20 protein-coding genes are annotated in these 20,623 nt (G+C 43.4%); 13 read left to right on the top strand and 7 right to left on the bottom strand.

What is annotated here, in order from left to right:
* Positions 1-25: 25 nt before the first annotated feature.
* Complete coding sequence (gene cspB, locus V6D41_RS12150) at positions 26-229, bottom strand: cold shock-like protein CspB (RefSeq protein ID WP_010333511.1); 204 nt, start codon at positions 227-229, stop codon at positions 26-28.
* Positions 230-665: 436 nt separating this feature from the next.
* Between cspB and V6D41_RS12145 the strand changes: the two genes are divergently transcribed.
* Positions 666-1,496, top strand: coding sequence for a MetQ/NlpA family ABC transporter substrate-binding protein (locus V6D41_RS12145; protein WP_333518365.1), 831 nt, complete (start codon positions 666-668; stop codon positions 1,494-1,496).
* A gap of 2 nt (positions 1,497-1,498) precedes the next feature.
* On the opposite strand, the gene V6D41_RS12140 is transcribed toward V6D41_RS12145, so the two are convergent.
* On the bottom strand, positions 1,499-2,578 hold the full coding sequence (locus V6D41_RS12140; protein ID WP_333518364.1) for a GGDEF domain-containing protein: 1,080 nt from the start codon (positions 2,576-2,578) through the stop codon (positions 1,499-1,501).
* A gap of 171 nt (positions 2,579-2,749) precedes the next feature.
* Between V6D41_RS12140 and tcyP the strand changes: the two genes are divergently transcribed.
* Complete coding sequence (tcyP, locus tag V6D41_RS12135; protein WP_087993724.1) at positions 2,750-4,141, top strand: L-cystine transporter TcyP; 1,392 nt, start codon at positions 2,750-2,752, stop codon at positions 4,139-4,141.
* A gap of 247 nt (positions 4,142-4,388) precedes the next feature.
* Here tcyP and V6D41_RS12130 read toward each other — a convergent pair whose 3' ends face one another.
* From V6D41_RS12130 to V6D41_RS12120, 3 genes are all read right to left on the bottom strand, one after another.
* A complete protein-coding gene (locus V6D41_RS12130; protein WP_333518363.1) occupies positions 4,389-4,958 on the bottom strand; it encodes a DUF2812 domain-containing protein in 570 nt (189 codons plus the stop codon).
* On the bottom strand, positions 4,945-5,262 hold the full coding sequence (locus V6D41_RS12125; protein ID WP_333518362.1) for a PadR family transcriptional regulator: 318 nt from the start codon (positions 5,260-5,262) through the stop codon (positions 4,945-4,947). The genes V6D41_RS12130 and V6D41_RS12125 overlap by 14 nt, the downstream gene beginning before the upstream one ends.
* 604 nt (positions 5,263-5,866) lie before the next feature.
* Positions 5,867-6,307 (bottom strand): hypothetical protein, encoded by a 441-nt coding sequence (locus tag V6D41_RS12120; protein ID WP_333518361.1) that lies wholly within the window; start codon positions 6,305-6,307, stop codon positions 5,867-5,869.
* 149 nt (positions 6,308-6,456) lie between these two features.
* Between V6D41_RS12120 and V6D41_RS12115 the strand changes: the two genes are divergently transcribed.
* Together V6D41_RS12115 and V6D41_RS12110 are read left to right on the top strand one after the other, a co-directional pair.
* Positions 6,457-7,023: a YhcN/YlaJ family sporulation lipoprotein gene (locus V6D41_RS12115; protein WP_333518360.1), complete on the top strand. Its 567-nt coding sequence runs from the start codon at positions 6,457-6,459 to the stop codon at positions 7,021-7,023.
* Positions 7,024-7,145: 122 nt separating this feature from the next.
* Entirely contained in the window at positions 7,146-8,114 is a 969-nt protein-coding gene (locus V6D41_RS12110; RefSeq protein ID WP_333518359.1) for a hypothetical protein, read from the top strand.
* Here V6D41_RS12110 and V6D41_RS12105 read toward each other — a convergent pair.
* Positions 8,046-8,699, bottom strand: coding sequence for a spore coat protein (locus V6D41_RS12105; RefSeq protein WP_148964385.1), 654 nt, complete (start codon positions 8,697-8,699; stop codon positions 8,046-8,048). The two genes, V6D41_RS12110 and V6D41_RS12105, sit on opposite strands and share 69 nt — an antisense overlap.
* An 82-nt stretch (positions 8,700-8,781) precedes the next feature.
* Here V6D41_RS12105 and V6D41_RS12100 point away from each other — a divergent pair, with 82 nt between their 5' ends.
* The gene (locus V6D41_RS12100) at positions 8,782-12,399 is read left to right on the top strand and encodes a 5'-nucleotidase C-terminal domain-containing protein (RefSeq protein ID WP_333518358.1); all 3,618 of its coding nucleotides are present in this window, start codon (positions 8,782-8,784) and stop codon (positions 12,397-12,399) included.
* Complete coding sequence (gene srtA / locus V6D41_RS12095; RefSeq protein WP_333518357.1) at positions 12,396-12,992, top strand: sortase SrtA; 597 nt, start codon at positions 12,396-12,398, stop codon at positions 12,990-12,992. Before V6D41_RS12100 ends, srtA begins: the two co-directional genes overlap by 4 nt.
* A 30-nt stretch (positions 12,993-13,022) precedes the next feature.
* On the opposite strand, the gene V6D41_RS12090 is transcribed toward srtA, so the two are convergent.
* Entirely contained in the window at positions 13,023-13,931 is a 909-nt protein-coding gene (locus V6D41_RS12090; protein WP_333518356.1) for an RluA family pseudouridine synthase, read from the bottom strand.
* Between the two features lie 109 nt (positions 13,932-14,040).
* On the opposite strand from V6D41_RS12090, the gene V6D41_RS12085 reads away from it, so the two are divergent.
* From V6D41_RS12085 to glpP, 7 genes are all read left to right on the top strand, one after another.
* Positions 14,041-14,436: a YhcU family protein gene (locus V6D41_RS12085; protein ID WP_333518355.1), complete on the top strand. Its 396-nt coding sequence runs from the start codon at positions 14,041-14,043 to the stop codon at positions 14,434-14,436.
* A gap of 137 nt (positions 14,437-14,573) precedes the next feature.
* Positions 14,574-14,996 (top strand): CBS domain-containing protein, encoded by a 423-nt coding sequence (locus V6D41_RS12080; RefSeq protein ID WP_148964390.1) that lies wholly within the window; start codon positions 14,574-14,576, stop codon positions 14,994-14,996.
* A 121-nt stretch (positions 14,997-15,117) separates the two neighbouring features.
* Positions 15,118-15,780, top strand: coding sequence for an HAD family hydrolase (locus V6D41_RS12075; RefSeq protein ID WP_148964391.1), 663 nt, complete (start codon positions 15,118-15,120; stop codon positions 15,778-15,780).
* Between the two features lie 15 nt (positions 15,781-15,795).
* Complete coding sequence (locus V6D41_RS12070; RefSeq protein ID WP_148964392.1) at positions 15,796-17,337, top strand: bifunctional GNAT family N-acetyltransferase/carbon-nitrogen hydrolase family protein; 1,542 nt, start codon at positions 15,796-15,798, stop codon at positions 17,335-17,337.
* 109 nt (positions 17,338-17,446) lie between these two features.
* Positions 17,447-18,361 carry an AEC family transporter gene (locus V6D41_RS12065; RefSeq protein ID WP_333518354.1) on the top strand — a complete coding sequence of 305 codons (915 nt, stop codon included), beginning with the start codon at positions 17,447-17,449 and terminating at the stop codon, positions 18,359-18,361.
* Positions 18,362-18,505: 144 nt separating this feature from the next.
* Positions 18,506-19,858, top strand: a complete 1,353-nt coding sequence (locus tag V6D41_RS12060) for an aspartate aminotransferase family protein (protein WP_333518353.1) — start codon at positions 18,506-18,508, stop codon at positions 19,856-19,858.
* A gap of 27 nt (positions 19,859-19,885) precedes the next feature.
* Positions 19,886-20,464, top strand: coding sequence for a glycerol uptake operon antiterminator GlpP (gene glpP / locus V6D41_RS12055; RefSeq protein WP_087991178.1), 579 nt, complete (start codon positions 19,886-19,888; stop codon positions 20,462-20,464).
* Positions 20,465-20,623: the final 159 nt, after the last annotated feature.

Genomic DNA, 20,623 nt, shown 5'->3' with positions numbered 1-20,623 from the left:
TGCAGTTTTTCATATCAATTTATGCTTACGCTTCTTTAGTAACGTTAGCAGCTTGTGGTCCACGGTTGCCTTCAACGATTTCGAAAGAAACTGATTGGCCTTCTTCTAAAGTTTTGAAGCCTTCGCCTTGAATAGCAGAGAAATGAACGAATACATCGTCTTGACCTTCTACTTCGATGAATCCGAAACCTTTTTCAGAGTTGAACCATTTTACTTTACCTTCTAACATGAAATTTCCTCCTAAAGCGATCATAACGCTTAAATTCACTATTCTTGCTCTTAACAAACTTTCAAGACGAAAACTCTTACAAAACTTTCTTCTTAAAGATAGTTCGAACAAAAATAATTACCTTTACTCTACCAGTAATCTTCAGAAAAAACAACTGCTAAACGAAATTTTTTCGTGAAATACCATATTTATTTTTCAATTTGATATTTATTCACTGAAATTCATCTGCTTTCTCGATACGTGATCATACGTTTGCCTGAGATATTCCTTCTTTTAGGGAAGAGAATATAATAGGAATTGACAACCCTACTGGATATGAGTAAGGTAAAACTTATCAATATTACAAATGACAATGTTTATCAACTAAAGAGAGCGTTTGATTTTTATGTCTATTATTGCTTGCATGCTCTAATACATAGATAGGAGTATGGTCACAATGAAAAAGTGGCTTATATGCAGTTTTGTTTTTATTCTACTCGTTTCATTCACTGCATGCTCACCGTCGGCAGAACATGAGTCGATAAAAATCGGAATTGCTGAGTCTGACGAGGCAATATGGAACTATATTGCTGAAAAGGCAGAAGAGACGGGGCTGGATATTCAACTGATTCTTTTTTCTGATTATGCGGAGTCTGATATCGCGCTTGCAAATAAAGAAATTGATGCCAACGCCGTGCAAACCATTTCATATTTTCAGTCGTTCACTGAAAAATACAAACATAAGCTGGCGCCGCTCGGTACGACATACATAACGCCTATGGGCATTTATTCAAAACGATATGACCGAATCCAAGATATACCGCGAGGAGCTATTGTTTCCGTTCCAGATAAAGTGTTTGATTTTGGAAGGGCGCTTACGATGCTTCAGGAGGCGGGGTTGCTAACGCTGAAAAACGGATTTAACGGAACAGGTTCAGTCGATATGATCAAAGACAATCCGAGACACCTGAAATTGAAAGCAGTCCGGCAACAGGGTGCTGTGAGAGGCGCCGACGTGTTTGTCATGAAACCTTCTGAAGCAAAAAAAGCGGGGCTGAGCCCGGAAAAACATGCCATAAAGAGCGGCGGGCTCATGTCCAAGGAAGAGATGAATTTGATTGTTGTCAGAGCGGAGGATCAAGATCGGGAGGCACTGCAAACTATTATCGAGCTCTATCAAGCTGATGATACAGCGGCATTTATAGAAAATAAGTATCGGGGAGACCTTGTCCCGGCTTTTCTGCCTTTGAAACGTCTTTCAGATTGGAAGAATGAATTCGAACATTGAATTCATTCTTTTTTTTCTGAAAAACACACTTTGTTCCGTCCCGCTTCTTTCGCCTTGTACAACATTTGATCGGCAAGAATCGGCAAAGATTCTGGATGCTCTGTATTATTGGGATAATGAGCAGCCCCCAGTGATATCGTAACTGACAGCTCTTCGCCGTTTGTTAATGCAATCGGTGTATCACTGACAGCGCGCCTGATCCGTTCCGCGATTTGGGCTGCTTTATCAAGCGTACAGTTTGGCAGGAACACGGCAAATTCTTCACCGCCAATCCGTGCGGCAGGATCAGAATTTCGGATGCTCTGCTTCAGCCGTGAACCCAGCTCTTTCAGCACCTGATCACCTTCATGATGTCCGTACTGGTCATTGATGGTTTTAAAATGGTCGATATCTATATAAATCAGTGCGAATTGGAAATGCGGGGTATTGGCCGCCTGTTGATACAGGGCTTGTGAGATTTCTTCAAATTTTCTTCGGTTATAAATGCCTGTTAAAAAGTCAAAGTGCGCCTGAAACTTATATTGTTTAAAAAGAAGATGTGCATTTGTTTCATGATCAATGATATATAAACTGAGCATGCCGCCCGCTAATGAGGTGGCCCAAAAATACAAGTGAAGTTCAAAGGAATGTAAATCTATAAGAAAATAAAAGGAAAAGGAAATCATACTGTTTGTGATCATTAAAAGATAGAAAGCATGTTTTAATTGAACTTTTTTTCTTCTGGAAACAATGAGTGACGGGATGGCAGCGATACAAATGATAATAACCGAGTATATTGCAGATGTGTTCATCGTAATCAGCATGCGGCCTGCGGTAATCATAATCAAGGCCGTTGCCGTTGAAACCCATCCTCCATAAAGAGCGGCAATCATAATAGGAATATTTCGAAGATCAATGATTGAATGCTGATAGATCAATCCGAAAAACATCAGAATAACCCCGAGCAAACCGCAGGCCAGTCCTTTAACAGCTTGGAAGGGCATGCTGTCTTTTTTATGCACTAACCTTTCTTTAAACAGGTGGGTGAAGAGATAATTGAATGTGATTAAAATGGTCAAGTTTACAAACAGTTCTTTCAGCAAATGTTATCACCTTTATATAAGGTACTAAAGATGGAAGAGAAAGAAAAGAACAAAAAAGGGATTATATAAGGTTTTTTTACTGGAATCATAAGCTGGAATAATTCGCACTTGACCTATCGGAATTAGTGTAATATAGTAAAAAAGAAAATTTGAAGGGAGAGTTTACCTGCTTTGGAGACTTTACTAGTCGTATTACACGTATTTATTTTATTGTTACTTATCTTAGGGCTTTTTGCTATGCAGAAAAAACACGTTTCCTTCTCCAAACGTGTATTTACTGCGCTGGGGCTGGGGATTGTATTCGGATTTGCGCTTCAGCTGATTTACGGCCCGACTTCAAATATAGTCATTCAAACAGCCGACTGGTTTAATATTGCCGGGGGCGGATATGTCAAATTGCTTCAAATGGTTGTTATGCCGCTCGTCTTTATTTCAATTCTCGGTGCATTTACAAAGCTGAAGCTGACAAAAAATCTTGGGAAAATCAGCGGTTTAATTATCGGGATTTTAGTTGCAACAACAGCTGTAGCTGCAGCTGTCGGTATTGCGTCCGCGCTCTCTTTTGATTTACAGGCGATCCAAGTCGACCAAGGAGATACTGAACTTTCGCGGGGACAGGAGCTTGAGCAGAAATCAGAGGATATGGCAGCTAAAACATTGCCGCAGCAGATTGTTGAACTGCTGCCGGGAAACCCGTTTTTAGATTTTACAGGAGCTAGACCGACTTCAACGATCGCTGTCGTTATTTTTGCCGCTTTCCTTGGAATGGCATTCCTCGGCGTAAAACGTAAACAGCCGGAACAGGCGGAAACATTTAAAAAGCTTGTTGATGCTGTTTATGCCATTGTCATGCGTGTCGTCACCCTCATTTTGCGGCTGACGCCTTATGGAGTGCTGGCGATTATGACCAAAACGATCGCGACGAGTGATATTGACAGCATTTTAAAACTAGGTATGTTTGTGATTGCTTCATATGCCGCGTTAATCGCAATGTTTATCATTCATTTGCTGATGCTGACGCTCAGCGGCTTGAACCCGATCGTTTATTTGAAAAAAGCACTCCCTGTACTTATCTTTGCGTTTACATCACGATCCAGCGCGGGTGCTTTGCCGCTGAATATTAAAACACAGAGAAGTTTGGGTGTGTCGGAAGGAATCGCTAACTTTGCAGGTTCGTTCGGTCTTTCGATCGGCCAAAATGGATGCGCCGGCATTTATCCTGCGATGCTTGCGATGATGATTGCTCCGACGATCGGCCAGAATCCGTTTGATCCGGTGTTTCTCATCACAGTTATCGCAGTCGTTGCCATCAGCTCCTTCGGTGTTGCCGGAGTTGGCGGCGGAGCGACATTCGCGGCGCTTCTTGTTTTATCATCATTAAATATGCCTGTCGCGCTCGCCGGTTTATTAATCTCAATCGAACCGTTAATCGACATGGGGCGTACTGCTCTGAATGTCAGCGGCAGCATGACATCAGGTCTTATTACGAGTAAGATCACAAAGGAAATTGATTCAAATGTATTCAATGATCAATCCAGAGTGATTGAAGCTGAAGAAGCGTAACAGCGTGTAACCCGCTTCGTTTTGATGTTCATTTCAATAAAAGACCCATGAACCCTGTAATGTAAAGGTTTCATGGGTTCTTTTTTATGCTTTTATTCCACTGTCCAAAAGTAACTGGGTTCAGAAGGATTTCCTCTTGACCATGATCAAGACATTCTTGAAGAGGCTTTCGGCGATATGTTGTAATTTCTAAATTTCGGCCACGAATGAAAGAAAAGCGCCTGACTGTGGTAAATACATGTCCTCATTATTTTTCTTTTAACATTAAATACTTTCGATACGCTTTATAGAAACTGATGGCAAAGAAAGCAAACATAAGGGCGGGAAGCGACCTCAAAAGAGCAAATGGAGTTTCAAATAAAAATGCTTTCCAAAACCATGCACCTTTCATACTCCAAAGACCTTCAGTTAAATATAAACCTGAATCCTTGTAAATCATATAAGAAAAAAACAAACACAGTAAACCTAAACCAGAAGTATAATTCATCAATCTTTTATAATAATGACACTTTGATTGGCGATCCGAGAAGATTTCATTTTGACCATCATCCTCTTTTTGCCAATATCGTATTCCGCTAAGCCAGGATCCATTTATATACATCCAACCGAAGTCTTCATATATCCCTTTGTAATCTTTGAACTTTTTCTTTAATAAAATATCTTGATAATCCAGTCGCATCACATAGCTCTTGTCAGTTTTTTCGAAAGTGTATATGCCTAATCCACTAATATTGGTACAACGATAACCCTTTTGTAATTGCTCGTTCAGCCATTGCTCCTCTTTTTCAATATCAAAAAACATCTTAATTTTCTTCATTCGATTCACTTCCTTCGTACAGGGATAAAATATGCAATAACCTGTTTTGTTCCATTTTCAAAATGGTGCTTCCTTCCGCAGTGATCATATAAACTTTTCTCCGGCCTGACTCTCCAACAGGTTCAATCCAACCATGTTTATTCAAGTTTTCAATCGCACCGTATAGTGTACCGGCTGCTAACATAACAGTCCCGTTACTTATCTTTTCTATTTTCTGCATTACGGCATAGCCATGGAGTGGTTCACGCAGAGCTAATAAAATATAATGCATCGTTTCAGACAACGGTAATAATTTATGTTTCATACCCTCACCCTCTCTTCAGTTTAACTGTATAGTTCAACTTAATAACAACATAATACAGTTCAACTGAATAGTCAACACATTTTCAAAAAGTAAAAAGCTTGATACTAAGGGGGATTCAATCTAAAAAGTCGCTTTCCTTACGTAAGGGAAAGCGACTTTTTGTATGAATTATTTAGCGGGCATATGTATATTTTGATTCAATGAAAATGAATGAAAATTTAGAATGCGATTGAAGTGCGCAGTTTTTCATCAGAAACAGGACTTCCAACGTCAAGTGAATATTATATATTGAGTGTTGAAGCAAGAAACAACATAAAAAAGGACAGATTATTAATGAACAGACGGGTTATATTAGCAGTAACAGTGTTAACTAGTTTCTTGCTTCACCTTTTGATGTGGGGAGTAACATCAATCAATAAAGATTGCTTTGGATTCAGTGGCAGCATAAATAAAAAATCCTTCAAACGTTCATTTCACGCAAGAAGGATTTTTAAGTGCTACCAATTGTACTCCAAAACAGGCAGAAAAATAAAAAACAAGAAAAATGAAAAGCAAAATTAACCATTTGAACCATTATGCAATCCATCTTGGATGACACGTTGTTTTAACGGCCAGGTTCTAAGTCCTCCAGGATTCCCATCATGGTGTTATCATCCATAACGTTCATTGCGCTTTGGTCAAAATGAATGGGTTCAGCATAATGAGACTGTCTTTTTTTCGCAGCTGACTCGGTTTGACTCGTTTGAGACTGTGTGTGCTGGTGCTGTGTTTTTTGCTGTTCGGCATGCTGATGCTGCCGGCCATTTTGCTGCTGGCTTTGATGTTGTGAACGTTGCTGTTTATCGCCGCCGCCCAATACTTGTTTGACCATGTTTCCTACATTAGAAGCATCAAACATCTTATTATCAGAATTCCGTCTGTTCATTTGTCCTGTGATAAACCCGCTGAATCTTTTGCGGATCTGAGGCGATAAAGCAGCAATAAGCATAGTTGAGCCTATCACCAATGCTGCGGGACTGATTCCTTTTCGCTGATTGAACAACATAATCCCTCCTTCTTAGTGTATTCATATTTTCCCCCTCATTAGACAAATTAACCGTTTTATTTCCCGGGAAAGCATTTCCTTCAGATTTACATGCATATTTAAAGCTATTTAGAAAAACCTATAGGTAAAGTGATAAAGGAGGAATTCACATGCTTGGAAAAAAACAAGTCCTTGCGTCCATGCTTCTTGTCCCTTTGCTTATGACTGGCTGCGGTATGGCCAATCAGGGTGAGGGCAGACGTGATAATGCAAATCCAGAAAACGTTAACTACCGCAATCCAGTGAACGATAACGGCAGAGGAAATATTAACGACGTCAATAACAATCGCGACAATGTCGATAATAATGTAACCGATAATGGCAATAACAATGGTAATGAGAATCAACAATTAGAAGTTGCTGACGATGCTGCTGATAAAATTTCTGATATGAAAGAAGTAGAGCAAGCAAATGTGATCGTTGCAGGAAATCAAGCGTATGTTGCAGTTGTATTGAAAAATGGAAAAGAAGATGTTGGACAGGATCTGAAAAAGAAAATTTCCGATAAAGTAAAAGACACTGATAAAAATATGGATAATGTTTATGTTTCTGCCAATCCAGACTTTGTTGACCGAATGCAGGGATATGGCGATCGGATTCAAAATGGCGATCCGGTTGCAGGATTCTTTGATGAATTCAGTGAAACTGTACAGCGTATATTCCCGCAAGCCGAATAAGGATGAACAAAGCAGCCGCACAATTTGTGCGGCTTTTTTGGCGTTAATGGCACACCGCAAACTCTTGCTGCATAGAGTGAAAATAAAAGGTACAAGACGGACCGGCTCAGGGAGGGAGACGTTTGCGGGGTGGCATAGAAAAGCGTGCGGCATCCGCTCTATTCCTGTGCGGAGTCCTTGTGATGCTGGCTGTAAGCTCGGCCATCGTATCCAGCACGTTGTATATACTGTCTTTGCCAGGGCAGGCATCTGGTATAACGAAAGAACAAGTGACGAAGCACATGAAGAAAGAGTCATTCAAACAAACCGATATTTATTACACTTCCAAGGAAAAGCCCTTACTGCCATTGACGAAAGAAACGCTTGAATATGCGGTCAGTATTAATCAGATAATGATTGGATATTCGAATCAAAAGCCTGTTGATATTATTTTTTTTCCTAATGAAAAACAGATGGAGGATTACTCAGGTTTATTGGATGTCGTCGGTTTTTATTCTGAACGGGAGCAGCTGATCGGATTGTTGCCTGAAGAAAAAAAGAAGCTTTTAGAAGGTGACGAGGTAGCGGTTTATTTGTATCAGAGATTGTTGATCCATGAATATACGCACCATGCGTTTCACCAAAAATTGAAGGAGCTTGAGGCAGATCCTGCTGAGTTTCCGTTATGGTTTCATGAAGGGTTAAGCGAGTGGGTCGCGAACTATGAATTGCTCATAGATCCGGTCACGTTTTCTGTCGTGCCCTTTGACCGTTTGCAGACAGATCAAGACTGGCAGGAAGCACGAGTCGAATATGACACTGATGTCTATTTGCAAAGCTTTTATATGATCAATGAGCTGACGGGCAAATACGGGGAAGGCGTTATCTCAAAAATGATAAAGGAAACGGCAAAAAAAGGAGACTTTACAGAAGGGTTTAAATCGGCAACAAAGGAAAGTCTTGATCAATTTGAAAAAGATTTTAAGAAAACATTTGATGAAAACAGTGAGGCATTGGATAGATCCTATCCAATGCCTTTGTTATTAATGAAGTCCTTGCTGGCCCATACCGCCTTGAGTTGGAGGCATTTGTCCTTGTGCCGGAGCAAATGAATTTTTCATTTGTTCCATGTCCTGCGCATCTAGCTGAGGAACTTGGTAATAGCCGTGTTTGTTTTGGTATAGGAAAATTTCGAAAGCCATTTCAACATATTGTTGAATCTGCGCTGACAATACGCGTCTTACGGCTGGATTCGTCATTTCCAGAGAAGCCATCGTCAGCATAGAAGCTTGTGCTTTAACAGTGCAAAGCATTTGTCGGCTGATAATGCTGTCATCAATATCATTCATGGATTGAACAGGTTTTTTAGGCTGTGATGGCTGCATGCCGTAAACAGTCTGATTGTCCTCCTTCATCATATAAGTTGCTGTTTTTTGTGAAGGCTCGTTTCCTGTTTTAAAGCATTCAGCAGTTAAGTTATATTGAGACGCAATGAATTGATGTTGTCGATCAAGGATGTTTACTAATTCCTGATCCTTACAAAATTGTTTTAGCATCGTAAACTGGTCAAGGACATTAAGTGTTCCTGAAAGCACCTCATGCATATCAAACATTTCATGTCCGCCGTGGTTTTTATGCGGTTTGCCAGGGATGCCTTTGTTCATTTGGGATTGCTGCTGCTGATTTAACTGATCCAAACCGAATTCCTCCTTTTTTTTCAGATCAGCTGTATTTTGTATCAGTCTGCCGCGTTTTATGCAGAAGCCTGAAAGGAATTATATGGTGCCTGTCGAAATGATAAGCTGTAATGTGTTTATTAAGGGAGGAAAAATGATGAGGCGTATTCTGCATATAGTGTTAGTCGCGGCATTGATGTTCTTAAATGTGATGTACACGTGCGAAGCTGTAAAGGCGGCTGATCCGCAACATCCGATATCGGTTGATATGGCGGTACAGCAAAAAGAAGGACAGGCGCTTGTTGAAGGATATGCTGTCGGCCAGGCTGTTTCCCCGCAGCGGTATAAACTGACAAGCCCTTTTTCAAATGATTATAATGTTGCGCTGGCGGACAGTAAAAATGAGGCATCGCCGGAACACATCCTTCCTGTGCAAATCCCCTCCGACTTTAGGAGCCAATTTGGGCTGCAAACCAATCCGCTTCTTCTTGGAAAAAAGATAACTGTTCAAGGACAGCTTGAAGAATACTTTAACACGACAGGACTTAAGAACGTTCAGTCGATGAACTTAACTGATGACATGAAAACGCCGCCGGCTGAACAGCTGGTGACGATAAATGAAGCGCGGGGTCGTCTGAATAAAGAAGTAACAATAAAAGGGATCGTCACTGCTGATCAAAGCTCGGTCGGAGGCGGGAAGCTGTCGACCTTTATGCAGGATGAAACCGGAGGCATTAACATTTATTCGTCTTCCCCTGAACTGTTTCCCGAGTTAAAAGAAGGCATGGATATCACGGTAAAAGGAAAAATCACGACATACCAAGGGCTGACAGAAATCGTTCCAAACTCATCAGGCATCAAAATCAACCAGTCAAACCAATCTCTCCCCGCTCCCATACATTCAACAATCAATGAACTGGTTAACAGCAGTCTGGGTGATCAGTTTGAAGGCCGGCTTGTGACACTAAAAGCGTTTGTTTCCTCAATTCCAAATTCTCCAGCCGGCGGCGGCTATAATGTAACGATGATTGATGGAGACCACCATGCTATGATACTTCGGGTTATGAATGAAACAGGGGCCATAGGCGAACTTGATGAGGGAAAATGGTATGAATTTACCGGTGTGTTAAGCAGGTACCAATCCCTTCAGCTGCTTCCGCGAAAATCGTCTGACCTGAAGCTGCTCGAAGAACAGCCAGCTCCTCCGTCTGCGGAGGGTGAATATGAAGGTATTGTTGATCGGGTTGTTGACGGTGATACCATTCATCTCAAATCTCCGATACTTGGAACGACAAAAATCCGGTTTGTAAATGTAGATACACCTGAAACGTATCACACACCAAAAAATGAAGCAGACGAAAATCAATTAAGGTTTGGCAAAAAAGCATCTGACTATCTAAAAACAATTTTGTCTCCGGGAGATGACATTACTGTTAAAGTCGGAAGTGAAGCCAAGGACAGCTATGGCAGACTTCTCGGGCAGGTCATAACAAAGCCGGGTTCAAATGTGAACTTAGAGCTTGTCAAAAATGGCTATGCCCCGACGTATTTTATTTGGCCTGTAGACAATGAAGAGGATTATCAGCAGTTTCAGGCTGCCGCAGCCGCTGCGAAAAAAGCACAAAAAGGATTATGGAATGAAAACGACCCCCTTATGGAAATGCCGTTTGAGTTTAGAGCCAGAGAGCAGGGGAAAGGCCTGACAAGATATGTGGGAGATTCGTCAAATAAAACGTATGTGGAGCCGGCTGAATGGAAGCGGGTGGCTGTGGAAAACAGAATTTTCTTCTCCTCAGCAAGTGAAGCGGAAAGTGCAGGATATAAAAAGAGGCAAACGGCACCGCAAGAACATGTGTCGCTTAGTATTCTCAGTATGAACGACTTGCATGGCAAGATTGATCAGCAATATGAGCTTGACCTTGATGGAAACGGAACTGCAGACGGCGTCTTTGGACGCATGGACTATGCGGCTGCATATTTGAAAGAAAAAAAGGCTGAAAAGAAAAACATGCTGATTGTTCACGCTGGTGATATGATCGGAGGCAGCTCTCCAGTTTCATCTCTACTACAAGATGAACCAACTGTAGAATTGATGGAGGATATCGGATTTGATGTCGGAACTGTCGGCAATCATGAGTTCGATGAAGGTGCGGATGAACTGCTGAGGATTTTAAACGGCGGAGATCACCCGAAAGGCACAAGCGGATATGATGGACAGAACTTTCCCCTTGTGTGCGCAAATTGTAAGATGAAATCGACTGGAGAGCCCTTTTTGCCGGCATATGACATCATAAATGTGGAGGGCATACCGGTTGCTTTTATCGGGGTTGTCACACAGTCGGCAGCGGGTATGGTCATGCCTGAGGGAATAAAAAACATCGAATTTACCGATGAAGTGACAGCGGTGAATGAGGCGGCCGAAGAGCTGAAGAAAAAAGGCGTGAAGGCCATCGCGGTTCTCGCACATATGTCAGCTGAACAAAATGGCACTGCAATTACAGGTGAATCAGCAGATTTAGCAAACAAAACAGATTCTGAAATAGATGTGATTTTTGCAGCGCATAATCACAAGATTGTTAACGGCGAAGTGAACGGAAAACTGATCGTTCAGGCTTTTGAATATGGAAAAGCGATAGGTGTTGTTGATGTAGAGATCGATAAAACGACAAAAGACATTGTGAAAAAGTCGGCGGAAATTGAATATGTCGATCAGAGTAAAATAGAACCGGATCCAAGCGCCTCAGCTATTTTAAATAAATATCAAACACTAGCCGAACCGATTATCAGTGAGGTTGTCGGTGAAGCGGCTATTGACATGGAAGGCGGTTATTCGAATGACGGGGACACGCCACTTGGAAATCTGATTGCGGATGGCATGAGAGCGGCCATGAAAACGGATTTTGCCCTTATGAATGGCGGCGGAATACGGGAAGCGCTGAAGAAGGGCCCCATTACGTGGGGAGATCTTTACAATATCCAGCCTTTCGGTAATGTGTTAACGAAGCTTGAGATTAAGGGAAAAGATTTAAGAAAGATTATTAATGCGCAAATCTCGCCGGTTTTTGGGCCTGACTACAGCATCAGCGGGTTTACGTATACGTGGGATAAAGAAACCGGAAAAGCTGTCGAGATGAAAATGGCAGATGGCGCCGAGATTCAGCCTGATGCGACATACACACTGACCGTTAATAATTTTATGGCGACGGCGACAGGGACCAAATATCAGCCAATCGGATCGCTTGGGAAAAATCCTGTGACAGGTCCCGAGGATTTGGACGCGACAGTTGAGTACGTAAAAAGCTTTGATGAGCCTATTTCTTATACAAAAGAGGGAAGAATTAAGCTTGCTGAAGCCAGTGACATTGAAGACCCTGTAACAGAAGACCCGGGAAATGGACCGGGGATGGATCAGCCGGTTAAAGACGTCCCAGAGCCTGGGGAGGATCATACTGATATAAAAGAGACTCCGGGTACTGTACCGGTTCATCAGCTTCCGCCTTCAGCCAGTTTGAGAATCGACGAAATACCGAAAAAAACCGCTGATACTGCGGGCGGTATCAGCACATTGCCAGTGCCAAACGGGATTGCCGAAAGCGGGTCTGATCATCAGCTTCCGGATACATCAGCGGGCTACTATAACTTTATCGTGATCGGTGCGGCGGCGGCACTGTTCGGAACTTATCTATATGTCAGAAGAAAAAGGAGCGCCTCCAAAACGTGAAAAAGGTTATTCCACTCGTCATCATTGCGGCCGGCCTAGTGATCGCAGGCTATGGTGGCCTTAAATTGATCGATACCAATATGAAGACCGAACAGACATTAAAAGAAGCGAAACTGGCGGCTGAAAAGCAGCGGGTAGCTTCGCGCGAGAAAAAAAGCGCTGTTCAAGCAGAGAACAAAGCATCATTTAAGCCTGAGACCGGACAAGCGAGCGGCATTTTGGAGATACCCAAAATTAAGGCTGAGCTTCCGATCGTGGAGGGCACCGATGCAGATGATTTAGAAAAAGGTGTCGGGCATTACAAGGATAGCTATTATCCTGATGAAAACGGGCAAATTGTACTGTCGGGACATCGGGATACCGTGTTTCGCCGGACGGGAGAGCTGGAAAAAGGGGACAGGCTTCGTATTTTCCTGTCATATGGCGATTTCACGTATGAAATAGTAAAAACAAAAATTGTCGATAAAGACGACACATCCATTATTACCCTCCAGCATGAAAAAGAGGAACTCATTCTGACGACCTGCTATCCGTTTTCATATATCGGCAATGCCCCGAAACGCTATATTATATATGGAAAACGGGTTACTTAAAAGCCGCGGGCGATGCCTGCGGCTTTTTCTTCAGGAAAAATAAGAGTGGAAAAGGTTTTCTATATCAGCTGGGAAAGGCGCCTCGACAACAATCAGCTCGTCGGTTATTGGGTGAACCGCTTGTACCTTTCTGGCATGCAGCGCCTGTCTGTTTAGCAGCGTGCTTCCGCCTCCGTAAAGCGCATCTCCTGCCAGCGGATGGCCGATGCTCGCCATATGAACACGAATTTGGTGTGTCCTGCCTGTTTCCAGCTCTAACTCAACCAGTGACAGCCGCTCCTTCGCATTGCCGGCAATCACCTTGAAATGAGTGACGGCTGCTTGCCCGCCTGGTGAAACCCGGCGTCTTGTCGGGTGTGATCTGTCTCTGCCGATCGGTGAATCAATTGTCCCTTTTTTTGTCTTTAGCTTTCCTTCAGCGATGGCGGTATACGTGCGTTTCAGCGTCTTTTTCTCTAACTGCTGATCCAAAATGGCGTGTGCCAAACGATGTTTGGCAAAAACGATGGCGCCAGATGTATCCTGGTCAAGGCGGTGGACATGCCGCACCTTGCATGTTTCGCCATTCACCTGATAATGGTATGCGATCAAGTTAGCCAATGTGCCGGTTTGGCCATCCTCATTCGGATGTGTCGCTATGCCCGCAGGTTTATTCACGATGAGCACGTGATTGTCCTCAAATAAAATATCAAGTTCTCCATATTCCGGTATGACGGAAGATTCTTCATTTTCCTGAAGATCAATGAACAGGCGGTCTCCCTTTTTTACGGTTATATTGTGTAAGACGGATTCGTGATTGACCTTTATCCGATGATGGGACACCCAGTCTTGAAGCACGGGTTTAGAGGCTTTGAGCGCTGTGTTCAGTACAGAAAACAGCCATTGGCCATCCTGTTTTTCATTGATGAGGAGCTCAAGCCCTCTGCCTTTTTGTTTCATGTCAAATGGCTCCTTTTCGAAGCGGAAGGCCGCATTTCTCATAGGAAACACTTACCTTAGCATTCGGGTTTTTTTCTGTGCTATTCTTGATAAAGAGTTAGGATATTCGATGGCAAGAAAGGTGATTGACTTGAGAATTGTGAACGCAGCAACTGCAGAACAAGAGAGCTTTATCAAGGAGCTGTCAATGGAGATTTTCCATGATGTATTTCCTTTTTATTTCTCCGAACTGGACATTCAGCGCTTTAAAAAGAAAGGCGTTCTGTCTTTAAATAACCATTATTACCAAGGAACATTAAAAGAAGCATTTCAAATTATGGCTTGTCTGCAAATGATACATATTATTCTGACAAAGCCTTCACCGCATGCTGATATAAGTAATCAGGCGATTTTTGAGAAAAACAGCAAGATGCTGAATGATTTTGGGATTTATTTTCCGTTTGCTTTTTCTGACTTTCAAACGAAGACAAATAAAGCCTTTTCCGGTCACAGAAGGCTGATATAATCCGGCGGCAGGAGCTTTTCTGTTTTCAGAAAAGCTCTTTTTTGCATCAAAGAAATCATATCATAAAACCTTTCCTCTAACTCCCTTTTTAATCAGCGCGTGTCTGAACATACTAATGGATGAAAGGGGTGCTGACAATGAGTTCAGTTAAAAATACAATGACAACGCAGGTGGCAACCGTTTCTCCGAATCAAACGATTCAGGAAGCGGCTTCTCTCATGAACCAGTATAACGTCGGGGCGATTCCTGTTGTAGATCAAGGTGTTTTAAAAGGAATGCTGACTGACCGCGACATTGCATTAAGAACTACAGCTCACGGCCGAGATGGCCAGACACCCGTTTCAGAAGTGATGTCAACAGACCTCATATCAGGAAATCCCAATATGAGCCTGGAAGACGCGTCGCAGCTGATGGCCCAGCACCAAATCCGCCGCCTTCCTATTGTAGATCAAAACAATCTAGTCGGGATCGTTGCGCTTGGAGACCTGGCAGTCAATCAGATGTCGAACGAGTCTGCGGGAGTAGCGCTGACAAACATTTCTCATCAAAACATTCATTAATAAGAAAGAGCTTGCGGTGTGCAGGCTCTTTCTCACATTAACCCTTACTTTTTGAAAGCAGACACGTTTCGGGGTATAGTGTATACATATGTCTCAATTCGGACTAAAGGAGTTGTACGCAGTGATTAAAGCGTTAATTTTTGATTTTGACGGGCTTATTCTCGATACAGAAACACATGAATATGAAGTCCTTCAGGAAATATTTGAGGAACATGGCTCGGTCCTTCCGCTATCCGTCTGGGGAAAGGTCATCGGAACAGCCGCGGGATTTCAGCCTTTTGAATATTTAGAAGAGCAGATCGGCCAAAAGCTGAACCATGAAGAGCTGACAAAACTGAGAAGAGAGCGGTTTACGAAACGCATGGAAACAGAAAAAGCGAGACCGGGTGTCGAAGCGTATTTGAATGCGGCAAAGGATTTAGGCTTAAAAGTAGGCCTTGCCTCCAGCTCTGACTATAAATGGGTGTCCGGCCATTTGAAGCAAATCGGCCTGTTTGATGATTTTGAGGTCATTCAAACGGCGGATGATGTGGAAGAGGTGAAGCCGAATCCAGAGCTGTATGTATTGGCGGCAAAGAACCTTGGGGTATCGCCATCTGAATGTCTGGCGTTCGAGGATTCTGTCAATGGTTCGATTGCTGCGAAAAGGGCGGGGATGAAGTGTGTCATCGTCCCGAATAAAGTGACCGGCACCTTGATGTTTGAAGACTATGATCACAGGCTTGAATCAATGGCGGAGATGGAGCTCGCCCTATTGCTTGATCATCTGAACGCACAACACTAAAAAGGAGCGAGTAGATTGTCTGAGAAATTAGATTTGAGCCGTTTTGAAAAGAAAATGGCCATTCGCAATATCGAAGAGAAAGATATCGACAAGATTATTGATCTTCAAAAGGACTGTTTTCCGGGGATGGACCCTTGGAAGCGGGAGCATTTAATCAGCCACTTGGAGCATTTTCCCGAAGGGCAGTTTTGTGCAGAATTCGAAGGTGAAATAATCGGTTCGTGCTCAAGCCTCCTGATTAATTTTGATGAATATGATGACCGCCACACCTGGCAGGACATTACAGATGACGGTTATATCACCAATCATAATCCTGATGGCTTGAATATGTACGGCATTGAGGTCATGGTGCATCCGGAATACAGACGAATGAAGATCGGCCACCGTTTGTATGAGGCAAGAAAGGACTTGGCCAGACGTTTAAATCTGAAAAGCATCATCATAGGCGGACGGATTCCGAACTTTCACAAATATGCAGATGAAATGACGGCGAGAGAGTATGTTGAGCAGGTGACACGCCACCAAATTTACGATCCGGTCCTTTCTTTTCAGCTGATGAATGGTTTTACCCTTATGCGGATTAACCCGAATTATCTCCCGGACGATACAGCTTCGATCAAGTATGCGACGCTGATGGAATGGAATAATGTCGATTATCTTCCTCAGCAGACAAAACGCTATTATAAATCGGCGTTCCCTGTGAGAATTTGTGTTATCCAATACGAAATGAAGAAAATTTATTCCTTTGAGGAATTTGCCAATCAAGTAGAATACTATGTCGATGTCGCCTCAGACGCGCGATCTGATTTTGCTGTGTTTCCGGAAATTTTTACAACCCAGCTGATGTCTTTCCTTGAGGAACGGTCACCGAGCTTGGCGGTTCAGAGAATTACCGAGTATACAGAAGATTACATCAGCTTATTTACTGATTTGGCTGTGAAGTATAATGTCAACATCATCGGCGGGTCTCATTTTGTCGAAGAGGAAGACAAGATTTACAATATCGCTTACTTGTTTAGACGGGACGGAACGATCGAGAAACAATACAAACTCCATATTACGCCGAATGAACGCAAATGGTGGGGAATCAGCGCAGGAGACCAGGTTCGCGTGTTTGATACGGACTGCGGGAAAATTGCGATTCAGATCTGTTATGACATAGAATTTCCTGAGCTCGCCCGGATTGCGGCGGATAAAGGCGCAAAAATCATTTTTACGCCATTTTGTACAGAAGACCGCCAAGGATACTTGCGTGTCAGATACTGTTCGCAGGCAAGAGCGGTTGAAAATCAAATTTATACGGTCATCTCCGGGACGGTTGGAAACCTTCCGCAAACGGAAAATATGGATATCCAATACGCTCAGTCAGGCATCTTCGCACCATCCGATTTTGAATTCGCCAGAGACGGCATTGTCGGTGAAACAAATCCGAATATCGAAATGGTCGTCATCGGTGATGTTGATCTTGAAATTCTCAGAAGACAGCGCCAAAACGGTACGGTGCGCCAGTTAAAAGACAGACGGCGTGATATTTATCATATTCAATATAAAAAATAATTCTGAAACCCGCCTGAATTGGCGGGTTTTTTATCATAAGCGGAATTGAAACGGTTACGCGCTTTCTTTAAAATAAAAGGAAATTGTATTCTGGAAAAGAAGGTGCCTGATGGAGTTTCTGCTTGTTTTAGTTCCTGTATTCGGAATTTTTGCAATTGGCTATATCGGACAGAAAACGCTCGGCTTTGATATACAAACACTGTCCAAAATGTCCTTATACTTAATGTCTCCTTTTCTGGCGTTTGATACGTTTTATACGAACAAGCTCACGATGGATTATGTCTATCTCTCTATTTTTGTGCTGGGGCTTTGCTTAGTCCTTATTCTATTTGTCTCCTTTTTATCTTTTTTTCATAAGTACCCGAACCAAGATCGCTGCGCCATGATTCTGTCATCCGCTTTTATGAATAATGGGAATTACGGAACGCCTGTTGTCCTGCTGGTGTTTGGAACAGCCGGGCTGGATACGGCTGTGGTGTTAATGGTGCTGCAGCAGTTAATCATGAGCACGATCGGCTTGTATTATGCGGCAAAAGGAGGTTCGGAGGAAGGCGGATTTAAAACGGTCATAACCCGGGTCATCCGTATGCCTGTTGCGTACGGAGCACTTTTTGGGTCAATACTTCAGCTTATGCATATTTCAATCCCTAAAGAGTTAATGACGGGGATTGAGCTGGTCGGAAATGCTGCCATTCCGACCATTATGATCATTCTTGGCATGCAGCTTGCAGTGATCTCTTTTAAGAATATTGAATACAGAAAAATTTCTTATTCATTGCTTTTGAAGCTGATGGTATCTCCGGTGATTGCGCTAGGCTTCACATTGATATTGCCGGTGGATGACATGACAAAACAAATCATGATTCTCGTCGCGGCTATGCCGACGGCTGCCAATACCACTTTAATGGCTGTCCAGTTTAATACAAGGCCGGAAGTCGTTTCGAGCGCGACTTTTATCAGTACGATGCTGAGCATTGTTACCTTGCCTATTTTGCTTTGGATGCTGCATCCTCTTTCTTCTTGAGATAGAGGGTGTTTTATTCATTCCGCGGTTTATTGACTCGAACCCCGTCTGGCTTTATATTGAAGGCAGGGAAATCATCACCAAGACATCACATAAGAAAAGGTCTGTTTCAATTGGATTGGCAATGTAGCGAACGCTAATGAAATGGAGATGATGGGGATGGAAAACAGTCAGCAACTTCAGGGATTAAAGCAAAAAGATGAGCAATTTGTGTGGCATGCCATGAAGGGAGCGCATCAAGCGGACAGCCTGATTGCCCAAAAGGCCGAGGGGGCTTGGGTGACGGACATAGACGGACGCCGCTATTTGGATGCGATGTCAGGATTGTGGTGCGTCAATATAGGTTATGGCAGAAAGGAGCTTGCTGAGGCTGCCTATGAGCAACTAAAGGAGCTTCCATATTATCCGTTAACGCAAAGTCACGCACCGGCAATTCAACTGGCGGAAAAGCTGAATGAATGGCTCGGCGGCGATTATGTCATCTTTTTTTCCAACAGCGGATCGGAAGCAAACGAAACTGCTTTTAAAATCGCCCGCCAGTACCATCTGCAAAGCGGCGGCCACAGCCGTTATAAATTCATCTCGAGATACAGGGCATACCACGGCAATACATTGGGAGCGCTCTCGGCAACCGGACAGGCGCAGCGGAAATATAAATATGAGCCTTTAAGCCAAGGGTTTCTGCATGCAGCCCCGCCAGATGTATACCGGAACCCGGAGGATGCCGACACGCTTGAAAGCGCAAATGAAATTGACCGCATCATGACATGGGAATTAAGCGAAACGATTGCCGGGGTCATCATGGAGCCTATCATAACAGGCGGGGGCATCCTAATGCCGCCGGACGGATATATGAAGAGGGTGGAGGATATTTGCCGCCGCCATGGCGCTCTTTTGATTTGCGATGAAGTCATTTGCGGGTTTGGACGGACAGGCGAGCCGTTCGGATTTAAGCACTACGGCGTGAAGCCTGATATCATTACGATGGCAAAGGGAATCACAAGCGCGTATCTGCCATTGTCAGCGACTGCTGTTAAACGGGATATTTTCGAAGCGTATCAGGGGGAAGCGACTTACGACCGTTTCCGTCACGTGAACACGTTCGGCGGAAGCCCGGCTGCCTGTGCAGTGGCGTTGAAAAACCTGCAAATTATGGAGGACGAACAGCTGATTCAGCGATCCCGCGACCTTGGAGCAAAACTTTTGGGTGAGCTTCAGGTTTTGCGAGAACACCCGGCAGTCGGAGATGTAAGAGGAAAAGGGCTGCTGATCGGAATCGAGCTCGTCAAAGACCAATTGACAAAAGAGCCGGCAGATGCCGACAAAGTAAACCAAGTGGTTGCAGCGTGCAAAGAAAAAGGGCTGATCATCGGCAAAAACGGGGATACAGTCGCCGGCTACAACAACGTCATCCAGCTCGCGCCGCCATTTTGCCTGACAGAAGAGGACCTTTCCTTTATCGTGAAAACGGTGAAAGAAAGCTTTCAAACGATGTAATATAAAAGTGATTTATTAAAGGAGCACATGATGAGTTTTCACAATCAGCCGATTTTACCGGCTATACGAAATATGAAACAATTTGATGAGTTTTTGAACAGTTCATTTTCCTACGGTGTTATTCTTGATATTCATCTCGGCCAGCTGAAGGGCGTGATCAGAGAAGCGCAAAAGCACGGAAAGAACATGATGGTGCACGTCGATCTCATTCAAGGGATCAAGCATGACGAATACGGAGCAGAGTTTATTTGCCAGGACATCAAGCCAGCCGGGATTATTTCAACAAGGTCAAGCGTGATTGCCAAAGCGAAGCAGAAGAAAATTTATGCGATTCAGCGCCTCTTTCTGCTTGATACAAGCGCGATGGAGAAAAGCATGGAGTTTGTCGGCAAGCATAAACCTGACTTCATTGAAGTGCTGCCAGGCATCGTTCCGTCACTCATTCAAGAAATAAAAGAGAAAACGGGGATTCCTATCTTTGCCGGCGGTTTCATCCGTACGGAAGAGGATGTGGAACGGGCCTTGAAAGCGGGGGCTGTGGCCGTCACAACGTCAAATACCAAATTATGGAAGAAATATGAAAACTTTTTGACAGAAAGTGATTGACACCGCTTACATAAACTGATACAATTGCACTAGGTTAATACATTGTGATGGAGAACTCGGAGACCACAGCAGCTCTTTACGGTACATGTCTATGCACCAGTAAAGCGGTTTGTTGTGGTTTTTTTATTCGCTTCTTCTCTATCATACTTCTTAATCGTG

The sequence above is a fragment of the Bacillus sp. 0102A genome (genome assembly GCF_036765155.1).
Taxonomy (GTDB): domain Bacteria; phylum Bacillota; class Bacilli; order Bacillales; family Bacillaceae; genus Bacillus; species Bacillus subtilis_G.
Note: the sequence above shows the minus strand (reverse complement) of the source record. Positions and strands in the feature narration are given on the sequence as shown.